The sequence below is a fragment of the Leucobacter sp. wl10 genome (assembly GCF_003569785.1).
Classification (GTDB): Bacteria; Actinomycetota; Actinomycetes; order Actinomycetales; family Microbacteriaceae; genus Leucobacter.
On sequence record NZ_KZ983987.1, the window covers coordinates 121,748 to 148,251 of the forward strand.

23 protein-coding genes are annotated in these 26,504 nt (G+C 70.2%); 19 read left to right on the forward strand and 4 right to left on the reverse strand.

The features are described from left to right. The first annotated feature begins 159 nt into the window (after nucleotides 1-159). From groES to D1J51_RS00695, 13 genes are all read left to right on the forward strand, one after another. Entirely contained in the window at nucleotides 160-456 is a 297-nt protein-coding gene (gene groES / locus D1J51_RS00640; protein WP_105805038.1) for a co-chaperone GroES, read from the forward strand. A 292-nt stretch (nucleotides 457-748) separates the two neighbouring features. After that, complete coding sequence (rarD, locus tag D1J51_RS00645; protein WP_119073245.1) at nucleotides 749-1,672, forward strand: EamA family transporter RarD; 924 nt, start codon at nucleotides 749-751, stop codon at nucleotides 1,670-1,672. 73 nt (nucleotides 1,673-1,745) lie between these two features. After that, complete coding sequence (guaB, locus tag D1J51_RS00650; RefSeq protein WP_119073246.1) at nucleotides 1,746-3,248, forward strand: IMP dehydrogenase; 1,503 nt, start codon at nucleotides 1,746-1,748, stop codon at nucleotides 3,246-3,248. Between the two features lie 244 nt (nucleotides 3,249-3,492). After that, nucleotides 3,493-4,338: a MurR/RpiR family transcriptional regulator gene (locus D1J51_RS00655; RefSeq protein WP_240422731.1), complete on the forward strand. Its 846-nt coding sequence runs from the start codon at nucleotides 3,493-3,495 to the stop codon at nucleotides 4,336-4,338. A 57-nt stretch (nucleotides 4,339-4,395) separates the two neighbouring features. Continuing rightward, nucleotides 4,396-5,313: an NAD(P)-dependent oxidoreductase gene (locus D1J51_RS00660; protein WP_119073247.1), complete on the forward strand. Its 918-nt coding sequence runs from the start codon at nucleotides 4,396-4,398 to the stop codon at nucleotides 5,311-5,313. Further along, nucleotides 5,310-6,845: an aldehyde dehydrogenase family protein gene (locus D1J51_RS00665; protein WP_119073248.1), complete on the forward strand. Its 1,536-nt coding sequence runs from the start codon at nucleotides 5,310-5,312 to the stop codon at nucleotides 6,843-6,845. Before D1J51_RS00660 ends, D1J51_RS00665 begins: the two co-directional genes overlap by 4 nt. A 26-nt stretch (nucleotides 6,846-6,871) precedes the next feature. After that, entirely contained in the window at nucleotides 6,872-7,012 is a 141-nt protein-coding gene (locus D1J51_RS17750) for a hypothetical protein (RefSeq protein WP_162903591.1), read from the forward strand. 33 nt (nucleotides 7,013-7,045) lie between these two features. Beyond that, on the forward strand, nucleotides 7,046-8,452 hold the full coding sequence (locus D1J51_RS00670) for a DUF3100 domain-containing protein (protein WP_240422733.1): 1,407 nt from the start codon (nucleotides 7,046-7,048) through the stop codon (nucleotides 8,450-8,452). A 67-nt stretch (nucleotides 8,453-8,519) separates the two neighbouring features. Beyond that, nucleotides 8,520-9,641, forward strand: coding sequence for a GuaB3 family IMP dehydrogenase-related protein (locus D1J51_RS00675; RefSeq protein WP_119073249.1), 1,122 nt, complete (start codon nucleotides 8,520-8,522; stop codon nucleotides 9,639-9,641). A 14-nt stretch (nucleotides 9,642-9,655) separates the two neighbouring features. Then, the gene (locus tag D1J51_RS00680) at nucleotides 9,656-10,555 is read left to right on the forward strand and encodes an SURF1 family cytochrome oxidase biogenesis protein (protein WP_240422735.1); all 900 of its coding nucleotides are present in this window, start codon (nucleotides 9,656-9,658) and stop codon (nucleotides 10,553-10,555) included. 10 nt (nucleotides 10,556-10,565) lie between these two features. Next, nucleotides 10,566-11,030, forward strand: coding sequence for a DUF3817 domain-containing protein (locus tag D1J51_RS00685; protein ID WP_119073537.1), 465 nt, complete (start codon nucleotides 10,566-10,568; stop codon nucleotides 11,028-11,030). Nucleotides 11,031-11,141: 111 nt separating this feature from the next. Next, on the forward strand, nucleotides 11,142-12,725 hold the full coding sequence (gene guaA, locus D1J51_RS00690) for a glutamine-hydrolyzing GMP synthase (RefSeq protein ID WP_119073250.1): 1,584 nt from the start codon (nucleotides 11,142-11,144) through the stop codon (nucleotides 12,723-12,725). Nucleotides 12,726-13,169: 444 nt separating this feature from the next. Then, nucleotides 13,170-14,114: an NYN domain-containing protein gene (locus D1J51_RS00695; protein WP_119073251.1), complete on the forward strand. Its 945-nt coding sequence runs from the start codon at nucleotides 13,170-13,172 to the stop codon at nucleotides 14,112-14,114. Nucleotides 14,115-14,243: 129 nt separating this feature from the next. On the opposite strand, the gene D1J51_RS00700 is transcribed toward D1J51_RS00695, so the two are convergent. Next, a complete protein-coding gene (locus tag D1J51_RS00700) occupies nucleotides 14,244-15,068 on the reverse strand; it encodes a Bax inhibitor-1/YccA family protein (protein WP_119073252.1) in 825 nt (274 codons plus the stop codon). A 117-nt stretch (nucleotides 15,069-15,185) separates the two neighbouring features. Between D1J51_RS00700 and D1J51_RS00705 the strand changes: the two genes are divergently transcribed. Next, on the forward strand, nucleotides 15,186-16,232 hold the full coding sequence (locus D1J51_RS00705) for a glycerophosphodiester phosphodiesterase family protein (RefSeq protein WP_119073253.1): 1,047 nt from the start codon (nucleotides 15,186-15,188) through the stop codon (nucleotides 16,230-16,232). Here the strand turns inward: D1J51_RS00705 and D1J51_RS00710 are convergent. Continuing rightward, the gene (locus tag D1J51_RS00710) at nucleotides 16,195-17,187 is read right to left on the reverse strand and encodes an asparaginase domain-containing protein (RefSeq protein ID WP_240422736.1); all 993 of its coding nucleotides are present in this window, start codon (nucleotides 17,185-17,187) and stop codon (nucleotides 16,195-16,197) included. The genes D1J51_RS00705 and D1J51_RS00710 overlap by 38 nt on opposite strands. A 125-nt stretch (nucleotides 17,188-17,312) precedes the next feature. Here D1J51_RS00710 and D1J51_RS00715 point away from each other — a divergent pair, with 125 nt between their 5' ends. Beyond that, nucleotides 17,313-19,886: an ATP-dependent helicase gene (locus D1J51_RS00715; RefSeq protein WP_119073254.1), complete on the forward strand. Its 2,574-nt coding sequence runs from the start codon at nucleotides 17,313-17,315 to the stop codon at nucleotides 19,884-19,886. Nucleotides 19,887-19,891: 5 nt separating this feature from the next. On the opposite strand, the gene D1J51_RS00720 is transcribed toward D1J51_RS00715, so the two are convergent. Beyond that, entirely contained in the window at nucleotides 19,892-20,524 is a 633-nt protein-coding gene (locus D1J51_RS00720) for a TetR/AcrR family transcriptional regulator (protein WP_119073255.1), read from the reverse strand. A gap of 221 nt (nucleotides 20,525-20,745) precedes the next feature. Here D1J51_RS00720 and D1J51_RS00725 point away from each other — a divergent pair, with 221 nt between their 5' ends. From D1J51_RS00725 to sucD, 4 genes are all read left to right on the forward strand, one after another. Continuing rightward, entirely contained in the window at nucleotides 20,746-21,714 is a 969-nt protein-coding gene (locus D1J51_RS00725) for a GGDEF domain-containing protein (RefSeq protein WP_119073256.1), read from the forward strand. Next, the gene (locus tag D1J51_RS00730; protein ID WP_119073257.1) at nucleotides 21,707-22,732 is read left to right on the forward strand and encodes a GGDEF domain-containing protein; all 1,026 of its coding nucleotides are present in this window, start codon (nucleotides 21,707-21,709) and stop codon (nucleotides 22,730-22,732) included. Before D1J51_RS00725 ends, D1J51_RS00730 begins: the two co-directional genes overlap by 8 nt. A 111-nt stretch (nucleotides 22,733-22,843) precedes the next feature. After that, nucleotides 22,844-24,010 carry an ADP-forming succinate--CoA ligase subunit beta gene (sucC, locus tag D1J51_RS00735; protein WP_119073258.1) on the forward strand — a complete coding sequence of 389 codons (1,167 nt, stop codon included), beginning with the start codon at nucleotides 22,844-22,846 and terminating at the stop codon, nucleotides 24,008-24,010. A gap of 32 nt (nucleotides 24,011-24,042) precedes the next feature. Continuing rightward, nucleotides 24,043-24,945, forward strand: a complete 903-nt coding sequence (gene sucD, locus D1J51_RS00740; RefSeq protein WP_119073259.1) for a succinate--CoA ligase subunit alpha — start codon at nucleotides 24,043-24,045, stop codon at nucleotides 24,943-24,945. Between the two features lie 11 nt (nucleotides 24,946-24,956). Here the strand turns inward: sucD and D1J51_RS00745 are convergent, their stop codons facing one another. Further along, the gene (locus tag D1J51_RS00745) at nucleotides 24,957-26,468 is read right to left on the reverse strand and encodes a molybdopterin-dependent oxidoreductase (RefSeq protein WP_119073260.1); all 1,512 of its coding nucleotides are present in this window, start codon (nucleotides 26,466-26,468) and stop codon (nucleotides 24,957-24,959) included. Between the last annotated feature and the right edge of the window lie 36 nt (nucleotides 26,469-26,504).

The following is a 26,504-nucleotide window of genomic DNA, read 5'->3' on the forward strand; positions in this document are numbered from 1 at the left end:
GGGTCGGAGCGGCGGGCTTCTCGTTCGCTGTGCGCGATCCCGCACCACTCCGTTGGCACTCCCCTTGCGAGAGTGCCAATCGGAGTCCTAGACTCTGCTGTAGGCGCGCTCGCATGGGGCGGGCGCGAGAACCCTTCAGACATTGGAAAGAGGTCCACTGTGTCGGTTGCCATCAAGCCGCTCGAAGATCGTATTGTTATCAAGCAGGTCGAGGCAGAGCAGACCACCGCGTCCGGTCTGGTGATCCCCGACAGCGCCAAGGAGAAGCCCCAGGAGGGCGAGGTCGTCGCCGTCGGCCCGGGTCGCATCTCCGATAACGGCACGCGCATCCCGCTCGACGTCTCGGTCGGCGACCTGGTGATCTACTCGAAGTTCGGCGGAACCGAGGTCAAGGTGGGCGGCGACGACTACCTCGTGCTCTCGGCTCGCGACATCCTCGCGGTCGTCGAGCGCTGAACCGCGCACGTACCGACGGGCCCGCCGATCCACGTGATCGGCGGGCCCGTTCGCGTGTTCACCCCTGTCCGTGGGCCAGCCCTGCCCGCCGCGCCCTGAAAGTGCGTGCGCCTTTCTGTCGCTTGCAGATCGGCGAAGCGGCAGAAAGGCGCCCACGGTTCCCGGGGCGGCGCCGGGTTCGGGGGGCAGCGCCGGGTTCGGGGGGCGGCGCCGGGTCCGGGGGGCGGCGCCGGGCCCGGGGGCAGCGCCGGAGCGGCAAGACCGGCCCACCGCCGGGGGATAGACTGACGCGGTGAAACGAACGCGCGCCGGGCTGGGGTACGGGCTGGGGGCGTATCTGCTGTGGGGCGCATTCCCGTTCTACTTCGGGCTCATCGCGATGGTCGGGCCGTTCGAGGTGGTGCCCTGGCGCGTCGGCGCGACCCTCGTGTTCTGCGCGATCCTCGTCGCCCTCACCAGGCGCTGGCGTCAGCTCGGGGCGATCCTCCGCTCGCCCCGCCTGCTCGGGTGGTTCGCGCTGGCGTCGCTGCTGCTCTACGCGAACTGGCAGATCTTCATCCTCGGTGTCATGACCGGCCGAGTGCTCGAGGCAGCGCTCGGCTACTTCATCAACCCGATCTTCACGATCCTCGTCGGGGTGGTCGTGCGCAAGGAGCGGCTCAGCCGCCCGCAGTGGGTCGCCGTGTCGATCGCAGCGGTGGGCGTGACCGTCGCGGCGATCGCCTACGGCACCTTTCCGTGGATCGCGCTCGGGCTCGCTTTCTCGTTCGGGCTTTACGGAGCCGTGCACAAGCACGCGGGCGAGGCGGTCGACGGCATCACGGGGCTCACCATCGAGACGCTCGCGTCACTGCCCGTGGCGGCGGTGCAGCTGGCGGTCGTCGCGGGCCTGGCCGGCGTCAACGCCTTCTCCTTCGGGCCGGGGATCTCCGTGCTGGTCATGCTGAGCGGACTGCTGACCGCCGTGCCCTTGATCCTCTTCGGCGAGGCCACACGGCGGCTGCCGCTCTCGTACATGGGTTTCCTCCAGTTCCTCACCCCGATCCTCGGCTTCCTCTACGGCTATCTCGTCATGCGCGAGGAGATGCCGCTCAGCCGCTGGATCGGTTTCATCGCGGTGTGGATCGCGCTCATGATCCTCATCGCCGACATGGTGTCCCAGCTGCGTCGTTCTCCGACGGCGGAGACGAACACCGGCCCCGTTCCCTTAGACTGAATAGGGTGAGGGGGCCTGTGATCGGCGACCCTCGCGACCCACCAGGCTCCAACCACAACACAGATGAGGTTCCATGGAACAGCGTGACCCCTTCGCGTTCACCGGTCTGACCTACGACGATGTGCTGCTGCTGCCGGCGCACACCGACGTCATCCCGAGCGAGGCGGACACGTCCACCCAGCTCACCCGTCGCATCCAGCTGAACATCCCGCTCATCTCGGCCGCCATGGACACGGTCACGGAGACGCGCATGGCGGTCGCGATGGCGCGCAACGGCGGCCTCGGCATTCTGCATCGCAATCTGTCGATCCAGGATCAGGCCGAGATGGTGGATCGGGTCAAGCGCAGCGAAGCCGGCATGATCACGAACCCCGTGACGACGTCCGTGGACGCCACGGTTGCCGAGGTCGACGCCCTGTGCGGCGAGTATCGCGTCTCGGGCCTGCCCGTGGTCGATTCGAACGACGTGCTGCTCGGCATCATCACGAACCGCGACATGCGGTTCATCGACCCGAAGGACCGCGCGCAGGTGCGCGTCTCGGACGCGATGACCAAGATGCCGCTCATCACCGGACCGACGGGCATCTCGCGGGAGGACGCTGCGGCCATCTTCCGACAGCACAAGATCGAGAAGCTGCCGCTGGTCGACGACGAGGGGCGCCTCACCGGCCTCATCACGGTCAAGGACTTCGACAAGGAGGAGCAGTACCCCAACGCCACGAAGGACGGGGCCGGGCGTCTGCGCGTGGGCGCCGCGATGGGCTTCTTCGGAGACGCCTGGAAGCGCGCCGGGGAGCTCCTCGACGCCGGCGTCGACGTGCTGGTGGTCGACACCGCCAACGGCGACAGCAAGGGCGTGCTCGACATCATCGCCAGGATCAAGGCCGACCCCGCGTTCGCCGCGGTCGATGTGATCGGCGGCAACGTGGCGACCTTCGCGGGCGCGAAGGCGATCGCCGAGGCGGGCGCCGACGCGGTGAAGGTGGGCGTGGGACCCGGGTCGATCTGCACCACCCGCGTCATCGCGGGCGTGGGCGTGCCCCAGATCACCGCCGTGTACGAGGCCGCGAAGGCGGCCGTGCCGATGGGCATCCCCGTGATCGCCGACGGCGGCCTGCAGTACTCGGGCGACATCGCGAAGGCGCTCGTCGCGGGCGCCTCGTCGGTGATGATGGGTTCGCTGCTCGCGGGCACCGACGAGAGCCCCGGCGATCTGGTGTTCGTGGGCGGCAAGCAGTACAAGAACTACCGCGGCATGGGATCGCTGGGCGCGCTGCAGACGCGCGGCGAGCGCACCTCGTACTCGAAGGACCGCTACTTCCAGGCGGACGTGCCGAGCGACGAGAAGCTGATCCCCGAGGGCATCGAGGGACAGGTGCCCTACCGCGGGCCGGTGGGCGCCGTGACGCACCAGATGATCGGCGGCCTGCGCCAGTCCATGTTCTACGTGGGCGCCCGTTCCGTCGCCGAGTTGAAGGAGCGCGGCAACTTCGTGCGCATCACCTCTGCCGGCCTTAAGGAGAGCCACCCTCACGACGTGCAGATGGTCGTCGAGGCGCCCAACTACAAACGGTAGGAGAGGCCCCCGGAGGCTTCCTCCGCCGGGCGATCCGCCCGGTTCAGAGCCCCGTCCGCCGCGCACCCGCGGTGTACGGGGCTCTTCGCGCTGCCCGCGAGCCTGCTCTCCCGCCCGAGCGTTCACGATCCGCTCACGCCGACACCCTGCGCGCATCCTGCAATACGAACTGCACTTGACATTGCCAGGTGATATTCTGCAATATTAATTGCAGAATATTCGAGCCACGAAGGAGTGAGCAGTCATGCAGGGTGACATGTCCGGCGTCGTCGACTTCCTCGACACCACGGGTCTCACGAAGTCGCAGCAGCGCGTGATCGATGCGTTGGAGCGCAACCCGCAGCTCATCCCCTTCGCGGATACCGCGGAGGTCGCCCGTCGTGCCGACGTGAACAACTCCACCGTCGTGAGAACCGCCCAGGCGCTCGGCTATCGGGGCTGGCCCGATCTGCAGCGCGAGCTCCGCGCACGCTACCTGACGATGATCTCCTCGGAGGAGACCCTCATCGAGCACGGCACCTACCAGTCGCCGCTGCACCGCGCACTCGAGCAGGACTCGACGAACCTCAGGCAGACGTTCGAGACGAACTCTCAGGAGGACGCCGACGCCGCGATCGCCGCCCTCGCGGACGCCGGGCAGATCGTCGTGCTCGGCATGGGATCCTTCACCGGCCCGGCGAGCGTGCTCGCGCACCTCGGCAGCATCATGGGCTACCGCATCACCCACGAGGCCAGGGGAGGGGTGCACCTCGCGAGCACGCTGAACCCCCTCGGCGAGGGCGATCTCGTAGTGCTCATCAACCTCTGGCGCACCCAGGGGCAGCTCCAGGCCGCTGCATCAGCCGCTCGAGCCGCCGGCGCCCGGGTGCTGGCGATCACCGACATCAGGAGCGGTCTCGTCGCCTCGAGCGCCGACCACGTGCTCATCGTCCCCTCGGAGGGCATCTCCTTCTTCCAGTCCGTGACCGCTGCGACCTCGCTCGTGTACGGACTCCTCGCGGGCATGGAGGCCGCTCACCCCGAGCGCAGCCGCGAGGCGCTGCGCCGCACGCAGCAGCTCTGGAACGAACTCGACATCTACCTCGACTGACGCGGCGCACAGCCCCGCGCGTCGTCTCCCCACGAGAAGGAACGGTTGGAAGGAACCATGCAGAAACGAATCGCAGTCATCGGCCTCGGCGCGATGGGAGGCGCCATGGCCGCCACTCTGGTCCGCGCCGGGTGGGAGGTCACCGGGTTCGACCCCTCGGAGGGCGCGCGCAGCGCGGCCCAGCAGCAGGGCGTGCGGCCCGTCGACGCCCTGGACGCCATCGGCGGGGTCGAGCACGCGGTGCTGTCCTTGCCGAACGCGGCGCTCGTCCGTTCGACCGTGCCCGCCCTGCTCGAGATCCCGGCGCTCTCGGGCATCGTCGACACGACGACCTCGGAGCCGGGCACGAGCCGGGAGATGTCGGCGCTCGCCGAGCAGCGCGGGGTCGCATTCATCGACTCCCCGGTCTCAGGAGGGCGCACCGGGGCTGCGACGGGCAGGCTGAGCGCCTTCATCGGCGGCACCGAGAGCGCGGTCGAGGCCTGCGCCCCGGTGCTCGACTCGCTCACCGGCGGCCAATACAGGCACCTCGGCGGCCCCGGCGCGGGCAACGTCGTCAAGCTCATCAACAATGCGCTCTGCGCAGCGAACCTCGTGACCGTCGGCGAGGCGCTCGCGATCGCCAAGGCCTGGGGTGTGGATCCGCAGGCCGCAGTCGAGGGCGTCTCGAGCGCGACGGGCAGCAGCCGGGTGTCGAACACGATGTACCCCGACTGGGTGCTGAGCGGCACGCATGACTCGGGCTTCACGATGGGGCTCATGGCCCGCGACGTGCATCTGGCCCTCGAGATCGCGGGTGAGGCGGGAGAGCGCCCGGCCCTCCTCGGAACCGTGGATGCGCTGTGGCAGCAATCGCTCGCCGACCTCGGCGGAGCGGCTGACTTCACCGAGATCGCCCGCGCTGTCGCTCCCGCGATCACGGAGGAGGCGGCCGCCCGGCTGAACGAAGCCCGGAACCCGGGAGGCACGCGATGAACCCCATGATCTCCTCCGTCGAAACGGCAAGCGCCGCGGTCGAGCGATCACTCGCCGGGCGGATCGGATCGTTCCTCGACGGTCGCATCGAGACCGGCTCGGGCGCCGATATCGGGCTCATCGTCGCGGCCACGGGCGAGACGTTCGCGCGCTTCGCGGATGGGGGACCCGAGGGCGCCCTCGCAGTGCTCGAGAGCTCGCTCAGAGGGGCCGCGACCTGGGCCGCGACGGACGCGTTCGAGCGGGCCGCCATCCTCCGCAGGGTCTCCGCGGCGGTCGAGGCCCACGCCGAGGAGCTGGCGCTGCTCGAATCCGCGACCGTCGGCAAGGCCCTGCGGGATGCGCGCGCCGAGGTCGCGAAGGTCGTCGAGATGTTCGGCTACTACTCCGGCTGGGCCGACAAGGTGATGGGACAGACGATCCCCGTGCCCGGCGATTGGCACACCTACACCGAGCGCGTGCCTTACGGCGTGGTCGTCGCCATCACACCGTGGAACGCCCCGCTCTTCACCGCCGGCTGGAACTCGGCGGCTCCGCTCGCGGCGGGCAATGCCGTCATCCTCAAGCCGAGCGAGTTCACGCCGCTTTCCACGCTCCGCCTCGCGCAGATCGCGCACGAGGCCGGTCTCCCAGAGGGAGTCTTCAACGTCGCCGTCGGCGCCGGCGCGACCGTCGGCGCGGCCCTCACGACAGACGAGCGCGTCGGCAAGGTCTCCTTCATCGGATCCGTCCCCACCGGGCGTCGCGTCGGCGTCGCGGCTGCCCAGACGGGCATCCCCACGGTGCTCGAGCTCGGCGGCAAGAGCGCGAACATCGTCTTCGCCGATGCCGATCTCGACCGCGCTGCGGACGGCGCGATCGCCGCGATCTTCTCGGGCGCGGGGCAGTCCTGCGTCGCAGGCTCACGGCTGCTCGTGCAGCGGGAGATCCACGACGAGCTCATCGCTCGCGTCGCCGAGCGCGCGAGCAAGCTGCGCCTCGGCGACCCGCTCGATCCCTCGACGGAGATCGGCCCGATCATCACGCGCCCGCAGTTCGAGACAGTGCGGACGCTCATCGACCGCGGAATCAGGGATGGAGCCCGCCGAGTGACCTCGGACGCGCTTCCCGCCGCCATCACCGCGTCCCACCTCTCGGGGGGCCACTGGGTGCTTCCGACGCTGCTCGAGGGAGTGGCCCCGTCGAACGCGCTCGAGACGACGGAGGTCTTCGGGCCCGTCGTCGGAGCGGACGTCTTCGATACCGAGGAGGAGGCCATCGCGCGAGCGAACGGCACCCGCTTCGGACTCGCGGGAGCCGTGTGGACGGAGAACGTCGCGCGCGCGCACCACGTCGCCCGATCCGTGCGCGCCGGCACCTTCTGGGTGAACGCCTACAAGACGATCCACGTCGCAGTGCCGTTCGGCGGTTTCGGGGACTCCGGGCACGGACGCTCCTCGGGCCCCGGGTTCATCGATGAGTACACCCAGCCGAAGGCCGTCTGGGTGCCGACCCGGGCCGCGGGCGCACCGTTCCCGTCGCTGAGCTACTGACAACCTGGACGCCGAGGAAGAACGACATGGATCCCATCCGGGCCGCCGGCTCAGACCCGATACGGCACGCGACGGCCGTGGGCACCGAGAGCCGGCGGGATCGCGTCGAGCGCGACGGCGGCGGTCCCGAGACCGCCCTGGCCCGGGACCGCCGCTCGGGCGACTGAGCCCGCTACACCCCCTCACAAGAAAGGACTACCGTGAGCGTCAAAGCAGCTGCCCCCGTGGTCGGCAGAAAAGAAACCCTCCCCATCGCGCTTCTCGCGCTCGTCATCGTCACGGTGATGCAGCTCATTGGGGCCCTGAACATCGACGTCGGCATCGGCTCCATCGTGATCTTCCCGATGGTGTGGGGCCTCATCGCGGGTCTCCTCGTCTCGGTGCAGAGGTTCAAGCCGCTCGGCATCGACCTGCAGAAGGCCGCCTCCGCGCTCGTCGCGGTCGCAGTGCTCGTGCTCGTCGGGCGCCTGGCGTTCAACATCGGCCCGAGCCTCATGATGCTCGTCAACGCGGGCCCCGCGCTGCTGCTGCAGGAGATCGGGCACCTGCTCGGCACCGTCGTGCTCGCGCTGCCGCTCGCGGTGCTGCTGCGCATGGGCACCTCGACGATCGGCGCGACGTTCTCGCTCGACCGCGAACCCTCCTTCGCGATCGTGTCAGAGAAGTACGGCCCCGACTCGCACCAGTACCGCGGTGTGCTCTCGATGTATGTCTTCGGGACCCTGTTCGGCGCGGTGTTCATCACCCTGCTCACCTCGCTCGTCGCGAACTGGGGCGTCTTCGATCCGCTCGCGCTCGCGATGGGCGCGGGCGTCGGCAGCGGCTCGATGATGGCCGCCTCGGCCGGCGTCATCGCCGCGGCGTACCCCGGGCAGGCCGAGGCGATCCTCGCCATGGCCTCTGTCTCGAACCTCATCACGACCCTGCTCGGCGTCTACGTGGGCATCTGGATCGCGCTGCCGCTCGCCGACAAGTTCTACCACTTCCTCACCCGGGGCAAGCACAAGCAGGAGATCGCCGACGCGGAGGCCGCCGCTGCCGATACCGCTGCGGGTGCGGCTGAATCGGCATTCGAGCCCGGCCGCGGCGGTGCGACCGGAGAGATCAGCACCGAGGAGGCCGAGAAGAACCGGCAGCTCATCGCCGCCATCAAGGATTCGACCTCGACGGTCTCGATCCCGTTGCGGCTCAGCATCCCGATCATCGGCGTACTCGGCATGGTGACGGCGCTCATCGCGGCGAAGAGCTTCGACTGGCGCGTCATCGTCGGCTACCTGGTGCTCATCGCGCTCACGCTCATCGGCATCGGCCTCGCGAAGCTCACGAAGCAGAAGGTCGCCGCGGTGCTCTGGGTCACGACGATCGGCGCCTACGTCTCGAGCCCGTGGTTCTTCGGCGCCGACTGGCTGGTCGAGCAGGTCTCGTCCATCGACGTGCTCTCGGTCGCCACCGTGATGCTCTCGCTCGCCGGCCTCTCGCTCGGCAAGGACCTCCCGCTGCTCAAGAACATCGGCTGGAAGATCATCCCCGTCGGCCTGGTCGCGATCACCGCGTCCTTCCTGCTTTCGGCGGTCATCGCCGAGTTCGCTCTGGGCTTCTGGGGATGACTCGCAATCTCGGAGAGGGGCGGGAAGGGGAGACTCGCTCCCAGGAGCACCCGGATAAACTGGGCGGGTGAGCAACGAGATCGAGATCGGCCGCGGCAAGCGCGCCAGGCGCGTCTACACCTTCGACGAGATCGGTATCGTGCCGACCCGGCGCACCCGCGACCCGGAGCTGGTCTCGACCGCGTGGTCGATCGACGCGTTCCAGTTCGAGATCCCCGTGCTCGGCGCCCCCATGGACTCGGTCATGTCCCCGGCGACCGCGATCGCCCTCGGGAGGCTGGGCGGCCTCGGCGTGCTCAATCTCGAGGGGCTGTGGACCCGGCACGAGGACCCCGAGCCCCTGCTCGAGCAGCTCGCCGGCATCGACGACGGCGTCGCGGCCGTGCGGCGCATGCGCGAGCTGTACGCCGCGCCGATCCGGCCCGAGCTGATCCGCGCCCGCCTCGGCGAGATCCGCGAGGCCGGGGTGACCGTCGCCGGCGCCCTCTCCCCGCACCGCACGGCCGAGTTCACCGAGACCGTCGTGAACGCGGGCGTCGACCTGTTCGTGATCCGAGGCAACACCGTCTCGGCCGAGCACGTGGCGGAGCCGGGGCGCGAGCCGCTCAACCTCAAGCAGTTCATCTACGAGCTCGACGTGCCGGTGATCGTGGGCGGTGCCGCGACCTACCAGTCGGCGCTGCATCTGATGCGCACGGGTGCGGCCGGCGTGCTCGTCGGCTTCGGCGGCGGCGCGTCGTCGACGACCCGCGCGACGCTCGGCATCCGCGCTCCGATGGCGACCGCGATCGCCGACGTCGCGGGCGCGCGCAGCGACTACCTCGACGAGTCGGGCGGGCGCTACGTGCACGTGATCGCCGACGGCGGCCTCGGCACCTCGGGCGACCTCATCAAGGCGATGGCGTGCGGCGCCGACGCGGTGATGCTGGGGGCCGCGCTGGCCAAGGCCTCCGACGCCCCGGGGCGCGGGTGGCACTGGGGGCAGGAGGCCCACCACGAGGACCTGCCGCGCGGCAAGCGCATGCCGGTCGGCGCGGTCGCCCCGCTCGCGGAGATCGTGAACGGGCCCGCCCACGTCGCCGACGGCAGCGCCAACCTCATCGGCGCGCTGCGCCGCGCGATGGCCACGACCGGCTATTCCGAGCTCAAGAGCTTCCAGCGCGTCGGCATCGTCCACGCGGAGCGCTGAGGGGGAGCGAACCGTTGTCCCTCACGCAGCAGACCGCATCACGGCGGCCCGAGTACCTGGGAGAGCCCACGCTCTCGCGGGTGATGCGCAGACCCCGCTGGATCCTCGCGCTGCTGTTCGCACTGCTCGTCGCAGCGGCGTTCGCCTGGCTGGGGCAGTGGCAGATGAGCAACGCCATCCGCTCCGATGCCCAGCAGACGGTCGACACCGAGACGCTGCGCCCGCTCGCGGAGGTCGCCGCGCCTGCGAAGGGCGTGACCGATGCCGCCGCGGGCATGGTCGTGCGGGTGAGCGGCGCCCTGGTGCCCGGAGACACGCGAGTCGTGGCCCCGCGACAGAATGCCGGGCAGACGGGCGCCTGGGTGGTGGGGCATCTCGCCGTGACGGGGGCGGATGCCGGATCCGGCGGCTCCGAGGCCGGCCTGGCGGTGGCGATCGGGTGGGCGCCGAGCATCGAGGCCGCGGAGCGCGCGGCCGCGCGCTTCGAGGCGGATCCCTCGTTCGCCGATCGCCGTGACCTCGAGGGACGGTTCATGCCGCCCGAGGGGCCCGTGATTCCCCGGGCCGACGAGGATCCGCAGGGCGTGCAGGCGATGGTGCCGGCGCAGCTCATCAACGCCTGGCAGGACTTCCGGGGGCCCGCGTACTCGGGTTACCTGGTGGCGCATCCGGTCGGCGACGGGGGGGAGATGCTCGAGCGCGCGGGGCTCGACGCCATCGACTCCGTGCCGCCCGCGCCCGCAGAGACGGTGAACTGGCTCAACGTCTTCTACGCGATCGAGTGGATCGTGTTCGCGGGATTCGCGATCTTCCTCTGGTACCGCCTCGCGCGCGACGCGTGGGAGAAGGAGCATGAGAGCAACCGGCTCGAGGCCTCGGAGGCTCTCGGCGATCCCCCACCCCGGGAAACGTAGAATGGGAACCATGCAGCTGCAGCCCAAGCCATCCGATTACCCGCGCATCCGCAAGGCGCTCGGCTTCTACAAGGTGACCTCGGTGATCACCGGCGTCATGCTGCTGCTGCTGTGCGCCGTGATGGTGATGAAGTACGCGTTCAACGTGCAGCTCTTCCTCTTCACCCCCGACGGCTTCGCCTCCTTCTATCCGCTCGCGCCCGAGGGGCTCGAGAGCGAGTTCCAGGCCGAGGGCTTCGACCTGTTCCGCGCCATCCTCATCGCCCACGGCTGGTTCTACGTCGTGTACCTCGTCTCGGACTTCATGCTCTGGAGCCCGATGCGGTGGCACTTCGCGCGCTTCCTGGTCATCGCGCTCGGCGGGGTGATCCCGTTCATGTCGTTCTTCCTCGAGGCGCGGATCGTGCGCGAGGTGACGGCCTTCCTCGACGCTCGGGAGCCGCAACTCGCCGTCGACGCGCCGACGCAGGCGTGACTCCGGGTCCTCGGGGCGCTTCGCCGGACTCGTCCGCGCCTCGCTCGGCGCTAGAATCTTCCTCTGAGCTTCTCGATGCTTCCCGATGCTTCCCGATCCGAAAGGCCCGTCATGGCAGAACAGAGTGATACCGGGCACCGTCCGGTTCTCGTCGTCGACTTCGGCGCGCAATACGCGCAGCTGATCGCGCGCCGCGTGCGGGAGGCCGGTGTGTACTCCGAGCTGGTGCCGCACACGATCACGGCGGCCGAGGTCGCGGCCAGGGAGCCGCTCGGCATCGTGCTCTCGGGCGGCCCCTCGTCGGTGTACGAGGAGGGCGCGCCGCGGTTCGATCCCGCGATCTTCGAACTGGGCATCCCCGCGCTCGGCATCTGCTACGGGTTTCAGGTCATGGCCCTCTCGCTCGGCGGCACGGTCGGCAACACCGGCGACCGAGAGTACGGCGCGACGGAGGCGACCGTGCTGGGCGGCGGCGGGGCGATCCTGGGCGGCCAGCCGGAGGCGCAGAACGTCTGGATGAGTCACGGCGACGCCGTGCAGCAGGCCCCCGAGGGCTTCGACGTGCTCGCGAGCACCTCCGTGACCCCCGTCGCGGCCTTCGGCTCGCCCGAGCGGGGGCTCTACGGCGTGCAGTGGCATCCCGAGGTGAAGCACTCGGATCACGGCCAGCGGGTCCTCGAGAACTTCCTGTATCGCGTCGCGGGCATCGCCCCCGACTGGAACGCGGGCAACGTCATCGCCGAGCAGGTCGAGCGCATCCGCGAGCAGGTGGGCGGCGCCCGCGTCATCTCCGCGCTCTCGGGCGGCGTGGACTCGGCCGTCTCGACCGCGCTCGTGCACCGGGCCATCGGCGATCAGCTCACCGCGGTGTTCGTCGACCACGGTCTGCTGCGCAAGGGGGAGCGCGAGCAGGTGGAGCGCGACTACGTCGCCTCGACCGGCGTCCACCTCGTCACGGTGCACGCGGCAGACACCTTCCTCGGCCACCTCGAGGGCGTCACCGATCCCGAGCAGAAGCGCAAGATCATCGGCCGCGAGTTCATCCGAGCCTTCGAGCAGGTGCAGCGCGATCTCGTCGCCGAGGCGAAGGCCGAGGGCGAGCAGGTCAGGTTCCTCGTGCAGGGCACGCTGTATCCCGACGTGGTCGAGTCGGGCGGGGGATCCGGCGCCGCGAACATCAAGTCGCACCACAACGTGGGCGGTCTGCCCGACGATCTCGACTTCGAGCTGATCGAGCCCCTGCGCGCCCTGTTCAAGGACGAGGTGCGCGCGATCGGTCGCGAGCTCGGGATCCCGGAGGCCATCGTCGGCCGCCAGCCCTTCCCGGGTCCCGGCCTCGGCATCCGCATCGTCGGGGAGGTGACGCGCGAGCGCCTCGACGTGCTGCGCGAGGCCGACGCGATCGCCCGCGAAGAACTCACGGCCGCGGGCCTCGACGGCGAGATCTGGCAGTGCCCGGTCGTGCTGCTCGCCGACGTGCGCTCGGTGGGCGTGCAGGGCGACGGCCGCACCTACGGTCACCCGATCGTGCTGCGCCCCGTCTCGTCGGAGGACGCGATGACGGCGGACTGGACGCGCGTGCCCTACGAGGTGCTCGCCCGCATCTCGAACCGCATCACCAACCAGGTGCCCGAGGTCAACCGCGTCGTGCTCGACGTGACCTCGAAGCCCCCGGGGACGATCGAGTGGGAGTGAACCCGGGGCGCGAGCCGGCTCTTCTTGCTCCCGCTCGATTGATGGGCGGCCAGCCGCTCAGGGCGAAGCGAAGCTTTGCGCGGCGATGCCGCTGAGCGCGTCCTCGCGCTCAGCCGACGTGCGACGCACGGAGGAGCAGCCGCTCAGGGCGAAGCGAAGCTTTGCGCGGCGATGCCGCTGAGCGCGTCCTCGCGCTCAGCCGACGTGCGACGCACGGAGGAGCAGCCGCTCAGGGCGAAGCGAAGCTTTGCGCGGCGATGCCGCTGAGCGCGTCCTCGCGCTCAGCCGACGTGCGACGCACGGAGGAGCAGCCGCTGAGCAGCTCGTTCGCGAGCGCCTGTTGCCCTGGCGAGAGTGGAGTTTTGGGGGCGTTTCCGCTGAAAAGCCCCCAAAACTCCACTCTCGCGCGTGACCTGAGGCGGCGGCCCCTGACAGACTGGAGGAGTGCCAGACACTCAGAACGGCCGCGTGGCGGTCTACCTCGACTTCGACAACATCGTGCTCTCCCGCTACGACGGGGTGCACGGCCGCAACTCCTACGCCCGTGACCGGCAGCGCATCGCCGAGAACCCCGGAGACCCCGAGATCGCCGCTCGCCTGCGCGCCGCCGTCGTGGACGTGGGCGCGATCATCGATTACGCCTCGTCGTTCGGCACGCTCGTGCTCACGCGCGCGTACGCCGACTGGTCGGCTCCCGTCAACTCGGAGTACCGCTCGCAGCTGGTCGCCCGGGCGGTCGACCTGGTGCAGCTCTTCCCGGCCGCGGCCTACGCGAAGAACGGCGCCGACATCCGTCTCGCCGTCGACGCGGTGGAGGACATGTTCCGCCTCGACGACCTCACCCACGTCGTGATCGTGGCCGGCGACTCCGATTACGTGCCGCTGGCGCAGCGCTGCAAGCGGCTCGGACGGTACGTGGTCGGGATCGGCGTCGCCGGATCCACCGCGAAGGCGCTCACCGCGGCGTGCGACGAGTTCGCCTCGTACGACGCTCTGCCCGGGGTCGAGACGATCGAGCGCGAGCAGCCCGCGAAGCGTCAGAAGCGGGCGAGCACCGAGCCCGTGCGCAGGAACGAGCCCGTGGCGAGACTGATTGAGGAAGCCGCAGCGGATGACGGCGACGACCTCGCGGGAGCCGCGGACGATCCGGAGATCGCGGTGACCGGGCTGCTCATCCGCGCGCTCTGGCTGAGCCAGGACAAGGACGACTCCGGCTGGCTCTACAGCTCGGCCGTGAAGCAGCAGATGCGCCGCATGGACTCGTCGTTCAACGAGAAGGCGCTCGGCTTCCGCTCGTTCTCCGACTTCCTGCGATCCCGATCCGACGTCGTCGAGCTCGAGGAATCCGGCCACGAACGCCTGGTGCGGCTGAAGGAGCAGAGCTCCTAACGGGCGGTCGCGGAGCTGCGGGTCGCGGAGCTGCTGTCGCGGAGCACCGCACCGGCGCGGAGGGGGCGGTGCAGACGACGGAGGGGGCCCGGCCGATGGCCAGACCCCCTCTCAGCGCGGAGGCGAACGTCAGTTGCCGCGCATGATCGCGAGGATGCGCAGGATCTCGACGTACAGCCAGATCAGCGTCACCATGAGGCCGAACGCCGCTGACCACGCCCACTTCTCGGGCACGCGGTTGCGCACGCCGTTCTGAATGAGCTCGAAGTCCATGACGAGCGAGTAGGCCGCGAGGAGCACGGCGAGCACGCCGATGGCGATCCCGAGCCAGCCCGAGCGCATGCCCCACGGGCTGTCGGTGAGGTTGAACATGACCAGCACGAAGTTGACGACCGAGAACGCGGCGTAGCCCACGATGGCCACGAGGAAGATCTTGTTGAGCCGCGGGCTCGTGCGCACCTTGCCGCTGCGGAAGAGCAGCAGCGTCACGCCGAACACCGAGAGCGTGCCGATGATCGCCTGGGAGACGATGCCCGACCACTGAGCCTCGAAGATGCCCGAGATGCCGCCCAGGAACACGCCCTGGAAAACGGCGTAGAGCACGATCAGCGGAACGCTCGGCTCCTTCTTGAAGGCGTTCACGAGGCCGAGCACGAGGCCCGCGATGGCCGCGGGCAGGGCGAGGATCGGCATGAACCAGCCGACCGCGCCGAAGGCGAGCACGATGAGGAACAGCATCACCGTCTTGGAGATGGTGTTCTCGTAGCTCATCGGCTTGTCGGAGGGCGTGCCGACGGGCGGCTGATCGCCGCCGAAGCCGATCTCGGTGGCGGGGGTGTCGATGCCGGGACGCTGCGTCTGCGCGGCGGGCCGGTCGTAGATGCGGCGCAGCTCGTCGGCGGTGAGGGTCTTGCCGTTGAGCGCGGGATTGTTGCTGAGTGCCGGATTGCTCATGCGTCGGAATCCTTTCCTGGCGTATGGGACTCACTCAGTGTATCGGTATCGGTGGCTCGCGGGGCTGTGACTTCGCGAGGGGTGAACGCGCGACGACGGGTCGCTAGGGTAGAGGGCATGCCAGAGCAGCCGGCCCCGCTCGTCATCGGTCACCGTGGAGCCCCCGGATACCGGCCGGAGCACAGCGCATCCTCCTACCGGCTCGCGTGCGAACTGGGGGCGGACGCCGTGGAGCCCGACGTCGTGGCCACGCGGGACGGCGTGCTCGTGGTGCGCCACGAGAACGAGATCTCGGGCACCACCGATGTGGCCACCCGTCCCGAGTTCGCGAGCCGTCGCACGACCAAGGTCGTCGACGGCAAGCGCCACGCGGGCTGGTTCACCGAGGACTTCACGTGGGCCGAGCTCTCGACGCTGTGCTGCCGGGAGCGGCTGGCGCGAGTACGGCCCGACAACCGCGACTACGACGACCGGGAGCCGATCCTGCGCCTGCGCGACGTGCTCGCGATCGTCGACGAGCAGAGCGCTCGCCTCGGCCGGCAGCTGGGTGCGGTGGTCGAGGTGAAGCACGCGGCCTACTTCGCGTCCCTCGGCTACGACCTCGGGACGCTGCTGCTCGAGGAGCTCGCGGCCACGGGGTGGGACGCGCGGCCGGAGCGCCTGGTGATCGAGTCCTTCGAGCTGGGCGCGCTGGATCGGCTGCGCGAGTCCGGCGCGCGGGCGAGCCTCGTGTTCCTCGCGGAGCGCTTCGGGTCCCCGGCCGACGAGCCCGTCGCCGGCGCGCCGGCGCGCAGCTACGCCTGGTACCGCAGCGACGCCGGTCTCGATCTGCTCGCCTCGCGCGTCGACGGGGTCAGCGTCGCCAAGGGCAATCTGCTGCGCGTGAACGCGCTGGGCCGGGCGATCGGTCCCACGGGGCTCGTGCAGCGCGCGCACGCGCGCGGCCTCAGGGTGTTCACCTGGACGCTGCGACCCGAGAACCGCTATCTCAACCTCCGCTTCCAGACCTCACTGCGCGGCGGCGAGTGGGGCGACTGGCGGGGCGAGTTCGGCATGGTGCTGTCGTCGGGGGTCGATGGCATCTTCGTCGACCACCCCGATCTGGGCGTGGCGATCCGCGACGCGGTCAATCCGCGAGCTCGCCGACGAGGTTGCGCTCCATGAGCGCGCGCAGATCCTCGCCCCGATGGCCCCTGTCGAGCAGGAACCCCAGCTTCGCGGTCGCGGCCTCGACGGTCAGGTCGGATCCGTCGATCACCCCCGCCGCGGCCAGTTCGCGACCCACGGCGTAGCGGGTCAGGTCGACCCCGCCGGTGGCGCACTGCGTGATCGCGACCACCGGCATCGCCGCGCTCAGTTCGCGCAGAGTGCCGAGCATGCCCGGGCGGGCGACCGGCGCGGTGCCGCTGCCGTAGCACTCGAGCACGAGGCCGCCGGGGCCGCCGCCCGCGACGGCGCGCAGGTCCTCAGCGGTGACGGCCGGCGTGAGGCGGAACGAGAGCACGCGGGCCGGCGCCGCGGGGGAGTCGTGTGCGGCCGGGGCGGCGGGCACGCCGGCGGCCCCGGCCGCCAGCGGGAGTTCGGCGCGGAATGCGGTGAGCGAGACGCTGTCGTGCTTCGTGGCGCGTGCGGCGGGCAGGATCGATCCGCCGAACGCGATCGACACGGGGGCGCCGGGCGCGGCCCTGACGGACGCCCGGACGGCCATCGCCAGGTTGTCGACGGCGTCCGTGCCCGCCGCCCCGTGGGGCCGCTGGCTGCCTGTGACGACGACCGGGCTGCCGAGACCGGACAGCTCGAACGCGAGTCGTGCCGCGGTGTAGGCGAGGGTGTCGGTGCCGTGCAGGATCACGACGCCGCGGGGCCGGTGCGTGCGCACGCGCGCGCTGATCGCCCGGGCGATGCGCGGAGCGGTCTCGGCGTCGGCGTTCGCGCTGTCGATCGCCGGGAGCAGGTGGTTGATGCGGGCCTCGACGCCGAGCGGCCGGCAGATACCGCCCACGAGGCGCTCGAGCACCTCGGGGAAGTCGGGATCCGGGGCGAGGCCTCCGTCGGTCTCGTGCATGCCGATGGTACCGCCCGTCGCGAAGACGAGCACGGTGGGGCGCTGAGTGTCCATTCCTCCATTCTGGCGCAGCGCGGGTGCTCGCGGCGCGCGGGGCGGTGGGGCGGCGGGCCGCTGTCGGACCGACTTCGGATCCGGCGCAGCCGAGCGTCGGAGGCCCCGCCTAGACTGGAAGCACGATGAGCGAATTCGAACTTCTGGAGCCGGGCGCTCCGATCGGTGGTTTCGGTGGGGGCTCGAGCGAGCGGGGCGCCGATCCTCTCCTCGACGGGCTGAACCCGGCGCAGCACCGCGCCGTGATCGCGCGGGGCCCGGCGCTGCTGATCGTGGCGGGCGCGGGATCGGGCAAGACGCGCGTCCTCACGCACCGCATCGCCCACCTGATCCGGAACAGGGAGGCCTGGCCTAGCCAGATCCTCGCCATCACGTTCACCAACAAGGCGGCGGCGGAGATGCGCGAGCGCCTCGAGCGGCTGCTGGGCGCCGGGATCGAGGGCATGTGGGTCTCGACGTTCCACTCGGCCTGCGTGCGCATTCTGCGCCGGGAGGCGGAGCGCTTCGGCTACGTCTCCGGGTTCACCATCTACGACTCCGCCGACTCGCGCGCCCTGCTCAAGCGCATCATCAAGGAGCTCGACGCCGACACCTACGGCTTCACCCCCGCCAACGCGGGGTCGAAGATCTCGCGGCTCAAGAACGAGCTGTCCGACGCCGACGCCTACGCGTCGACCATGAACGAGAGCGACCCGCGCGAGCGCCTGTTCGTCGAGATCTTCAAGATGTACGAGCAGGAGCTGCGCCGGGCCAACGCCTTCGACTTCGACGACCTCATCGGCCAGACCGTGCACCTCTTCCGCGCCCACCCCGACGTGGCCGCCGTGTACCAGCGCCGCTTCCGCCACATCCTCGTCGACGAGTATCAGGACACCAATCACGCGCAGTACTCGCTCATCCGCGAGCTGACGCGGCCCGTGGAGCCCGAGCAGGTCGAGCGGCTGGTGCCGCCGGCCCGCGACCGCGAACTCGACGCGAGCGGTCGCGTCCCGCCCGCGAGTCTCACGGTGGTCGGCGACTCCGACCAGTCCATCTACGCCTTCCGCGGCGCCGACATCCGCAACATCGTCGAGTTCGAGCGCGACTTCCGCGGCGCCGAGGTGGTGAAGCTCGAGCAGAACTACCGCTCCACGCAGAACATCCTCTCGGCGGCCAACGCCGTGATCGGCAACAACTTCGACCGGCAGGAGAAGAACCTCTTCACGACCGCGGGCGACGGCGAGCGGATCACCGGCTTCACCGGCTACTCGCAGCACGACGAGGCGCGCTTCGTCGCCGAGGAGATCGAGGATCTGCACCGCGCCGGTGCCGCGTACAGCGACATCGCCGTGTTCTACCGCACCAACTCCCAGACGCGCGCGCTGGAGGAGCTGCTGATCCGATCGGCGATCCCGTACCGGGTGCTCGGCGGCACCAAGTTCTACGAGCGCGCCGAGATCAAGGACGCGATGGCGTACCTCACGAGCATCGCGAACCCCTACGACCCGATCGCGTGGGCGCGCATGCTCGGCGCCCCCAAGCGCGGCATCGGGCCGATGGCCGAGGCGCACCTCGCCAACTTCCAGGAGTCGCGGGGCATCTCGTTCCACGACGCGATGCTGCGCGCCGACGAGATCCCGCAACTGGGTCCCAAGCTGCGCGGCACGGTGCGGCAGCTCGGCGAGCTGCTGGTGCGGGCGGCGCGCATGGCCGCCGGGGGCGGGGCGACTGACGTCGCGGGCGAGGAGGCGAAGCCCGCGCCGGTGGGCGACGTGCTGAAGCTGATCCTCGACGAGAGCGAGATGATCGAGAAGCTGCGGGCCAAGCGCGACCCGCAGGACGACGCGCGTGCCGAGAACCTCGAGGAGCTGCTGGCCGTGGCCCGCGAGTTCGACGCGAAGCAGCCGGGGGCGGGGCTGCTCGCCTTTCTCACCGAGGTCAGCCTCGTCGCGGCCGCCGATGAGCTCGACGACACGAGCGGCACCGTGTCGCTCATGACCATGCACACGGCCAAGGGGCTCGAGTTCAAGGCCGTCTTCATCACGGGCGTCGAGGAGGGCCTGCTGCCGCACCAGATGTCGGTCGACGAAACGGGCGGCATCAGCGAGGAGCGGCGACTCATGTACGTCGGGATCACCCGGGCCCGCGAGCGGCTCTACCTCACCCTGGCCTCGACGCGCGCCACCTTCGGCGACATCTCGGTCGCCATGCCCTCCCGCTTCCTGCAGGAGATCCCCGAGGGGCTCATCGACTGGCGGCAGTCGCCGGGAGAGGTGACCGGCCGCGGGGGAACGGCATCGCGAGCGCTCAACGCCCCGCGCGGATCCGGTTTCGGGGGGACGGGATCGCGGTCGCGAGGCGGGGACTCGTCGGTGTCGTTCGGTTCCGGATCGCGCGGCGGCTCGGGCGCCGCCGCGGTCAGCGAGCCCGCGAGCGGCAACATGCAGTCGGCGCTCGACAAGTGGCGGGAGCGCAAGCGGCTCGCGAAGGAGGCCCAGGCGGCGGGCGGCGGTTTTCCGAACATGATCGGTGGCGGGGCGCGCGACAACGGCGACCTGGAGCTCGGAGCGGGCGATCGCATCCGTCACGACGAGTACGGCGAGGGGCGGGTGACGAGCGTCACGGGTGTCGGCTCGAAGCGCATCGCCCACGTCGTCTTCGACTCCGTGGGGGAGCGCAAGCTGCTGGTGAAGCTGTCGCCGATCTCCCGGATCGACTAGAGGGGTCAGCCGAGCAGTTCGCGGTACTCGCGCATCACCCGGAGCAGATCCTCCTCGTCGGCGGTCACATCGCCGCTGCCCGCCGTCATCCATTCGCCCATCTGCGTGGCGATGACGCCGTTGACGAGGGTGACGGCCAGCGTGGCTTCGCGCACCGGCGATTCGAGCTTCGCGCGCTCGGGATGCCGCGTGAGCCACGCGGTCGCCGTCGCCGCGAGGTGCTGCGACGACTCGAGCAACGAGACGAGAGTCATGTGCGCGGCCTCGGGCTGCTCCGCGACGAGCCGGGCGCGCAGCCGCGCCACGTCGGAGTTCACGTGGCTGTGGCCGATCGCGGCGAAGTACAGGCGGAAGACGCCGAGCGGCAGATCGTCGGGGCAGCTGTCGAGCACGGAGAAGGCCTCACCGCCCTCAGGAAGACTGATCGCTCGGCCGACGATGGCGTGGTCGCGCGAGGAGAAGTAGTTGAAGAAGGTGCTGCGCGAGATGTCCGCCATCTCGCAGATCGCCTCCACCGTCACGTTCTCGACGCCCGACTCGATCGCGAGCGTGACGGCCGACGTCTCGATCGCGTTCTCGGTCGCGCGGCGCTTGCGCGCTCGCAATCCTTCGGGCCTCGGCTCTTCGATGCGATTCACAGATGCTCAACTCCAACCGTTGCCGGGTGAAGAGTGCTCGGAACGGCACCCGGAGCGGCGACAGCGGATTCCAGCGTACCCGTCGAGGCTGGGATCTGCGAGCGGCAGCGGGCTCCCGCGGTCGATGTCTGAGTGAGATCTGTGACTGATATGAGGTCGGCTATGTGTAGCCTAGGTAGGGGGAGCGGTAGGGGGTATGACATCCGTGAAAGGGGTGTGCCATGGCCTGGCTGACGCGTCAGCTCCAGCGGCAGAATCCGCACTCGCTCTATCTGGCCCTCGCGGCGCTGCTGTTCGCGCTCACGCTCATCGTCGATCTATTCGTCTACTATGGCCGGATCGATCCGATGCTGGCGTGGACCCTGCTCGTCGTGTGCCTGACGGGAAGCGCCGCAGCGATCGGTTTCGGTCGGCGGGTTCCGCGATGGATCGGCATCGTCGCCGTGCTGATCTTCATCGCAGCCCAGTCCTACTTCCTCGGCCGCGCCGACGATCCGCAGGCCGTCGTGTCCTCGATCCAGCAGTTCCCGGTCATGGCCTTCTACCTGGGTTGGTTCGTGCGACCGCAGCTCGCGATACCCCTCGTCGCGCTCAGCCTGATGGTGCTCGGAGCGGTGATGGCGGGCAACCCTCAGCTGGCTCCGGAGGGGGAGATCGGCGTTCCCGTCGCGGTTCAGGGACTCCTCAGCGTGCTGTTCGGGTACTCGGTCGGCTTCTACCTGTGGCGCCTGCAGCTGCGGAGCGCCGAGACCGACCCCCTGACCGGCGTGTACAACCGCACCGGTTTCGCCGAGCGGCTCGATGCGCGCCTGCGGAGACTCGCGCCGCAGCGCGGCAGGCTCTGCCTGGTGGCGATCGACTTCGACGATTTCAAGCTCATCAACGACACCCGCGGGCACGCCGCCGGTGACGCAGCCCTGGTCGAGACGGTCGGGGCCTGGAAGAGGGAGACCCGGGCGGGTGACGTGATCGGCCGCCTCGGCGGCGACGAGTTCGCTCTGCTGCTGCCGGGGGTCGACGCGGAGGGGGCGCTGGCCGTGGTGCAGCGCCTGCGGGAGTGTTCGACCTGCGATTGGTCCTGGGGTCTCGCCGAGGGCAGGCCGGGCGATGGCGCCGCGGAGCTGTTCGAGCGCGCTGATCGCGCCCTCTACGCTCAGAAGCACCTGAGGCGGGGTGAGGTGCATGGATAGGCGGCAGCCCCGGTCTCCGTCGCCACTTGTGCGCGGCATCGAGCGCGTGAGGAGCCTCGGGGTCGGCTTCGTGCGCTGGCAGACCCCCTTCTCGTTCGTGAGCGCGATGATCTCGCTCCTCCCGGCGCTGGTGTCCATCTCCGACCTGGTCATCGGTCACCCCGGCATCGATCGGATCGGGGCTGCCCTGTGGGTGGCGCTCTGCCTGGTCGGGGTGCTGGTGCCGCTCGCTCTGGGGCGCCGCCACTCGCTGTGGTTCGGCATGCTCGTGGTGGTGGGGGTCGAGGCCTCGTCCAGCTACTTCCTGCTGTTCGCTCCACCGGGGCACGGAGAGATCAACGCGCTGCTCACCCTCCCCTTCTCCGCGCTCTACATCGGGTGGTTCTTCCCGACCGCGGTCGCTGTGACCTTCATGGTGCTGAGCATGCTGCGGGTCTGCATGACGCTGATCTGGAACCCCGATATGGGCTCCGGCGTCGGTTCGCCGCTGATCCTCGTGAGCTACGCCGTGCTGATCTCCGTCTTCACGTTCGGCGGTGCCCGGGCGGTGCGCAAGCAGGTGCGGATGCAGGCGGCCATCGACCCGCTCACGGGGGTGCTCAACCGGCGCGGCCTGGGGGGTGCGGCGCGACGGCTGAGAGAGCGAGCGCTTCGCCGGGACCTGCCGGTCTCGATCGCGATCATCGACTTCGACGACTTCAAGCTGGTGAACGACGTCGGCGGGCACGCGGCGGGCGACGCCGCGCTCCGGGAGTCGGCGAGCGCCTGGAAGGACCTCGTCGGCATGCGCGGCGTCTGGTCGCGCGACGACGGAATCGTGGCGAGGATCGGCGGAGACGAGTTCACCCTGCTGCTGCAGGGGGACATGGACGAGCTGGAGGCGCGTCTGCGCCTCTGGCGGGCCGACTCGCAGTACGCCTGGTCGTGGGGCGTCGCGTCGGTGCGACCGGGCGAGGGCCTCGATGCGGCTCTGGCGCGAGCCGATCTCGTGCTCTACCGGGCCAAGCAGTACCGCTGAGCGGGACTCGTCCATCTTGCGATGATAGACTCTTCGATTGGTCGACTTTCTCTCGACATCGAGACATTTTCTGCCTCGGATCACACCCGACTCCCAAGCAAAGGACAGTACGTGGATCTGTACGAGTACCAGGCACGAGATCTTTTCGAGCGATACGGAGTGCCGGTGCTCGCCGGCATCGTCGCGGACACTCCCGGGGAGGCGAGGGCGGCCGCCGAGAAGCTGGGCGGCGTGGTCGTCGTGAAGGCGCAGGTGAAGACCGGGGGCCGCGGTAAGGCCGGCGGTGTGAAGGTCGCCAAGAGCCCCGACGAGGCGTTCGAGGCCGCGCAGTCGATCCTCGGCCTCGACATCAAGGGCCACGTGGTGAAGCGCGTGATGGTGGCGGCCGGCGCCGACATCGCCCAGGAGTTCTACTTCTCCGTGCTGCTCGACCGCGCCAACCGCTCGTACCTCTCCCTGTGCTCGGTCGAGGGCGGCATGGAGATCGAGCAGCTCGCGGTCGAGAAGCCCGAGGCGCTCGCGCGCGTCGAGGTCGATCCGCTCGCGGGCATCGACGCGGCGAAGGCCGAGGAGATCGCGCGCGCCGCGCGGTTCCCCGAGGAGCTGGTCGCCAAGGTCGTGCCGGTCTTCCAGAGGCTGTACGAGGTGTACACGGGCGAGGACGCCACCCTCGTCGAGGTGAATCCGCTCGTGCTGACGGGCGGGGGCGAGATCATCGCGCTCGACGGAAAGGTGTCGCTCGACGCCAACGCCGACTTCCGCCATGCGGAGCACGAAGCGCTCGAGGACAAGGCCGCGGAGGATCCGCTCGAGGCGAAGGCGAAGGCCCAGGATCTCAACTACGTGAAGCTCGACGGAGAGGTCGGCGTGATCGGCAACGGGGCGGGTCTCGTGATGTCGACGCTCGACGTGGTCGCCTACGCGGGCGAGAATCACGGCGGCGTGAAGCCCGCCAACTTCCTCGACATCGGCGGCGGCGCGTCGGCCGAGGTGATGGCGGCGGGCCTCGACGTGATCCTCGGCGATCCGCAGGTGAAGTCGGTGTTCGTCAACGTGTTCGGCGGCATCACCGCCTGTGACGCGGTGGCCAACGGCATCGTGGGCGCGCTCGAGAAGCTCGGCGACACGGCGAACAAGCCGCTCGTGGTGCGCCTCGACGGCAACAACGTGGAGGAGGGGCGCCGGATCCTGACCGATGCCGCTCACCCGCTCGTCACCCTCGCGGCCACGATGGACGAGGGCGCCGACAAGGCCGCCGAGCTCGCGAACGCCCGCTGATCCGCACTGGCACGTAGATAAGGAACACGAGAATGTCGATCTTCCTCAACAGGGATTCCAAGGTCATCGTCCAGGGCATCACCGGCGGCGAGGGCACCAAGCACACCGCGCGCATGCTCGCCGCGGGCACTCAGATCGTCGGCGGTGTGAACGCGCGCAAGGCCGGCACCACCGTCACCCACACCGACGCCTCGGGCGCGCAGGTCGAGCTGCCAGTCTTCGCCACGGTGGCCGAGGCGATCGAGCAGACGGGCGCCGACGTCTCGGTCGCGTTCGTGCCCCCGGCCTTCACGAAGGACGCGGCCATCGAGGCCATCGATGCAGGCATCGGCCTGCTCGTCATCATCACCGAGGGCGTGCCCGTCAAGGACTCGGCCGAACTCTGGGCGCACGCGAAGGCCACCGGTGGCAACACCCGCATCATCGGCCCCAACTGCCCCGGCATCATCACGCCCGATGAGGCGCTCGCCGGCATCACGCCCGCGACCATCACGGGCAAGGGCCCCATCGGCCTCGTCTCGAAGTCGGGCACCCTCACCTACCAGATGATGTACGAGCTGCGCGATCTCGGCTTCTCGACGGCCATCGGCATCGGCGGCGACCCGGTCATCGGCACCACGCACATCGACGCGCTGGCCGCGTTCGAGGCCGACCCCGAGACGAAGGCCATCGTGATGATCGGCGAGATCGGCGGCGACGCCGAGGAGCGCGCGGCCGAGTTCATCAAGGCGAACGTGACGAAGCCCGTCGTGGGCTACGTCGCGGGCTTCACCGCGCCGGAGGGCAAGACCATGGGCCACGCGGGCGCCATCGTCTCGGGATCGGCCGGCACCGCGCAGGCCAAGAAGGAGGCGCTCGAGGCCGCCGGCGTCAAGGTGGGCAAGACCCCGACCGAGACCGCCGAGCTGCTGCGGGCGGCGTACAGCGCGCTGTAAACGCGCCGCCCCTACGCCGCGGTGACGCGGATCGTGTGCCAACCCGTCGCGCCGTCGGGGGCCGGGGGCGCGGTGTCGCCCGTCTGGAGCTCTCCCGACGCGCTGCGCGCGCGGCAGCTGAGCTCGTGATCGCCGGGCGGCAGCTCGACGGGGAGCGTCCACTGCACCCAGGTGTCGTCCGAGATCGCGGAGGCGAGCTCCGCCTGCTGCCAGGGGCCGCCGTCGACCCGCACCTCGACGCTCTCGACGCCGACGTTCGGCTGCCAGGCGACCCCCGCGACGACCGTCGTGCCGGACCGGATCCGGGGCTGCCGCGGCACGTCGATGCGGGATTGCAGCTTGATCGGCCCGCGCGCCGACCAGCCGCGGTCGGTCCAGTACGCTGTGGCGCGGTCGAAGCGGGTGACCTCGAGCGAGATGACCCACTTCGTCGCGGACACGTACCCGTAGAGGCCGGGCACGACCATGCGCACGGGGAAGCCGTGCTCGGGCGGCAGCGGCTCGCCGTTCATGCCGACGGCGAGGATCGCGTTCCGCTCGTCGGTCAGGGCCTCGAGCGGCGTGCCTGCGGTGAAGCCCCCGCGCGAGCGCGAGAGCACCATGTCGGCCCCGGGCCGCACGCCGGCGCGGGCGAGCAGGTGGCGGATCGGATACCCGAGCCACACGGCGGTGCCGACGAGCTCGCCGCCGACCGTGTTCGACACGCAGGCGAGGGTCGTCACGGACTCCTCCAGCGGCAGCGCGAGCAGCTCCTCCCAGGTGAGTGTCACCTCCTGCTCGACGAGCCCGTGGATCCGCAGCTCCCACTCGGCCGGATCGACCTGGGGCACGATCAGCGCGGTGTCGATGCGGTAGAAGTCCCGGTTCGGGGTGATGACCGGATCGAGGCCCGCGATCCCCAGTTCGGCGCCCTCGGGCACCTCCGCGGCGGCGCGTGCGGCGGGAAGGCGGAGCCCCTGCCGGATGGCCTGGAACGAGCGGTCCGCAGCGCGCCCCACGGTCGAGGCCACGGCTGCCGCGGCGCCGAGAGCTGCGGCGGAGACGCTCACGATTAGGAAGCCGCGCCGAGACAGCGCCCGGGGCTGCTCGCGCGTGCGCAGCCGGACGAAGCCGAACACGCAGGCGGCTCCGACCGCGCCCCCGAGGAGCGACGGGACAGCGGCGAGCGGGTCAGGGTTCTCGCGGGTGGCGGCCGCCAGGATCCCGATCGCGCCGAGCAGGCCGGCGAGCGCGGCACCCCAGGGCGGGCGGGCCCGCTGCAGCAGCCCCGCGCCCGCTCCCAGTGCGATGAGCGCGACGCCTATGAGGACGAGAAGGGCGAGCTTGTCGGCGGTGCCGAACAGCGAGATGACGAGGTCCTTCGCCCACGCGGGTGCGAGATCGATGAGCGCCGCCCCGATCGCCGCGACCGGGCTCGACTGCGGCGCGACGAGCAGGGCGGCGAGCTCGCCCGCTCCGGCGCCCGCGATCGCCGATGCGGCGCCCGCCCAAGCGGCGGCGGCAGATCCGATCCGCTGGTCCATGTCTCGAGAATACGCTGCGGGCGGTGGCAGCGGGAG

Coding starts and splice junctions, on each gene's coding strand:
- D1J51_RS00660 (WP_119073247.1), top strand. CDS start 4,396: ATGCAGAAACGAATCGCAGTCATCGGCCTCGGCGCGATGGGAGGCGCC.
- D1J51_RS00700 (WP_119073252.1), bottom strand. CDS start 15,068: ATGAGCAATCCGGCACTCAGCAACAATCCCGCGCTCAACGGCAAGACC.
- D1J51_RS00715 (WP_119073254.1), top strand. CDS start 17,313: ATGAGCGAATTCGAACTTCTGGAGCCGGGCGCTCCGATCGGTGGTTTC.
- D1J51_RS00710 (WP_240422736.1), bottom strand. CDS start 17,187: ATGGACACTCAGCGCCCCACCGTGCTCGTCTTCGCGACGGGCGGTACC.
- guaA (WP_119073250.1), top strand. CDS start 11,142: ATGGCAGAACAGAGTGATACCGGGCACCGTCCGGTTCTCGTCGTCGAC.
- D1J51_RS00655 (WP_240422731.1), top strand. CDS start 3,493: ATGCAGGGTGACATGTCCGGCGTCGTCGACTTCCTCGACACCACGGGT.
- D1J51_RS00745 (WP_119073260.1), bottom strand. CDS start 26,468: ATGGACCAGCGGATCGGATCTGCCGCCGCCGCTTGGGCGGGCGCCGCA.
- D1J51_RS00685 (WP_119073537.1), top strand. CDS start 10,566: ATGCAGCTGCAGCCCAAGCCATCCGATTACCCGCGCATCCGCAAGGCG.
- D1J51_RS00730 (WP_119073257.1), top strand. CDS start 21,707: ATGGATAGGCGGCAGCCCCGGTCTCCGTCGCCACTTGTGCGCGGCATC.
- D1J51_RS00705 (WP_119073253.1), top strand. CDS start 15,186: ATGCCAGAGCAGCCGGCCCCGCTCGTCATCGGTCACCGTGGAGCCCCC.
- D1J51_RS00725 (WP_119073256.1), top strand. CDS start 20,746: ATGGCCTGGCTGACGCGTCAGCTCCAGCGGCAGAATCCGCACTCGCTC.
- guaB (WP_119073246.1), top strand. CDS start 1,746: ATGGAACAGCGTGACCCCTTCGCGTTCACCGGTCTGACCTACGACGAT.
- D1J51_RS17750 (WP_162903591.1), top strand. CDS start 6,872: ATGGATCCCATCCGGGCCGCCGGCTCAGACCCGATACGGCACGCGACG.
- sucD (WP_119073259.1), top strand. CDS start 24,043: ATGTCGATCTTCCTCAACAGGGATTCCAAGGTCATCGTCCAGGGCATC.
- D1J51_RS00665 (WP_119073248.1), top strand. CDS start 5,310: ATGAACCCCATGATCTCCTCCGTCGAAACGGCAAGCGCCGCGGTCGAG.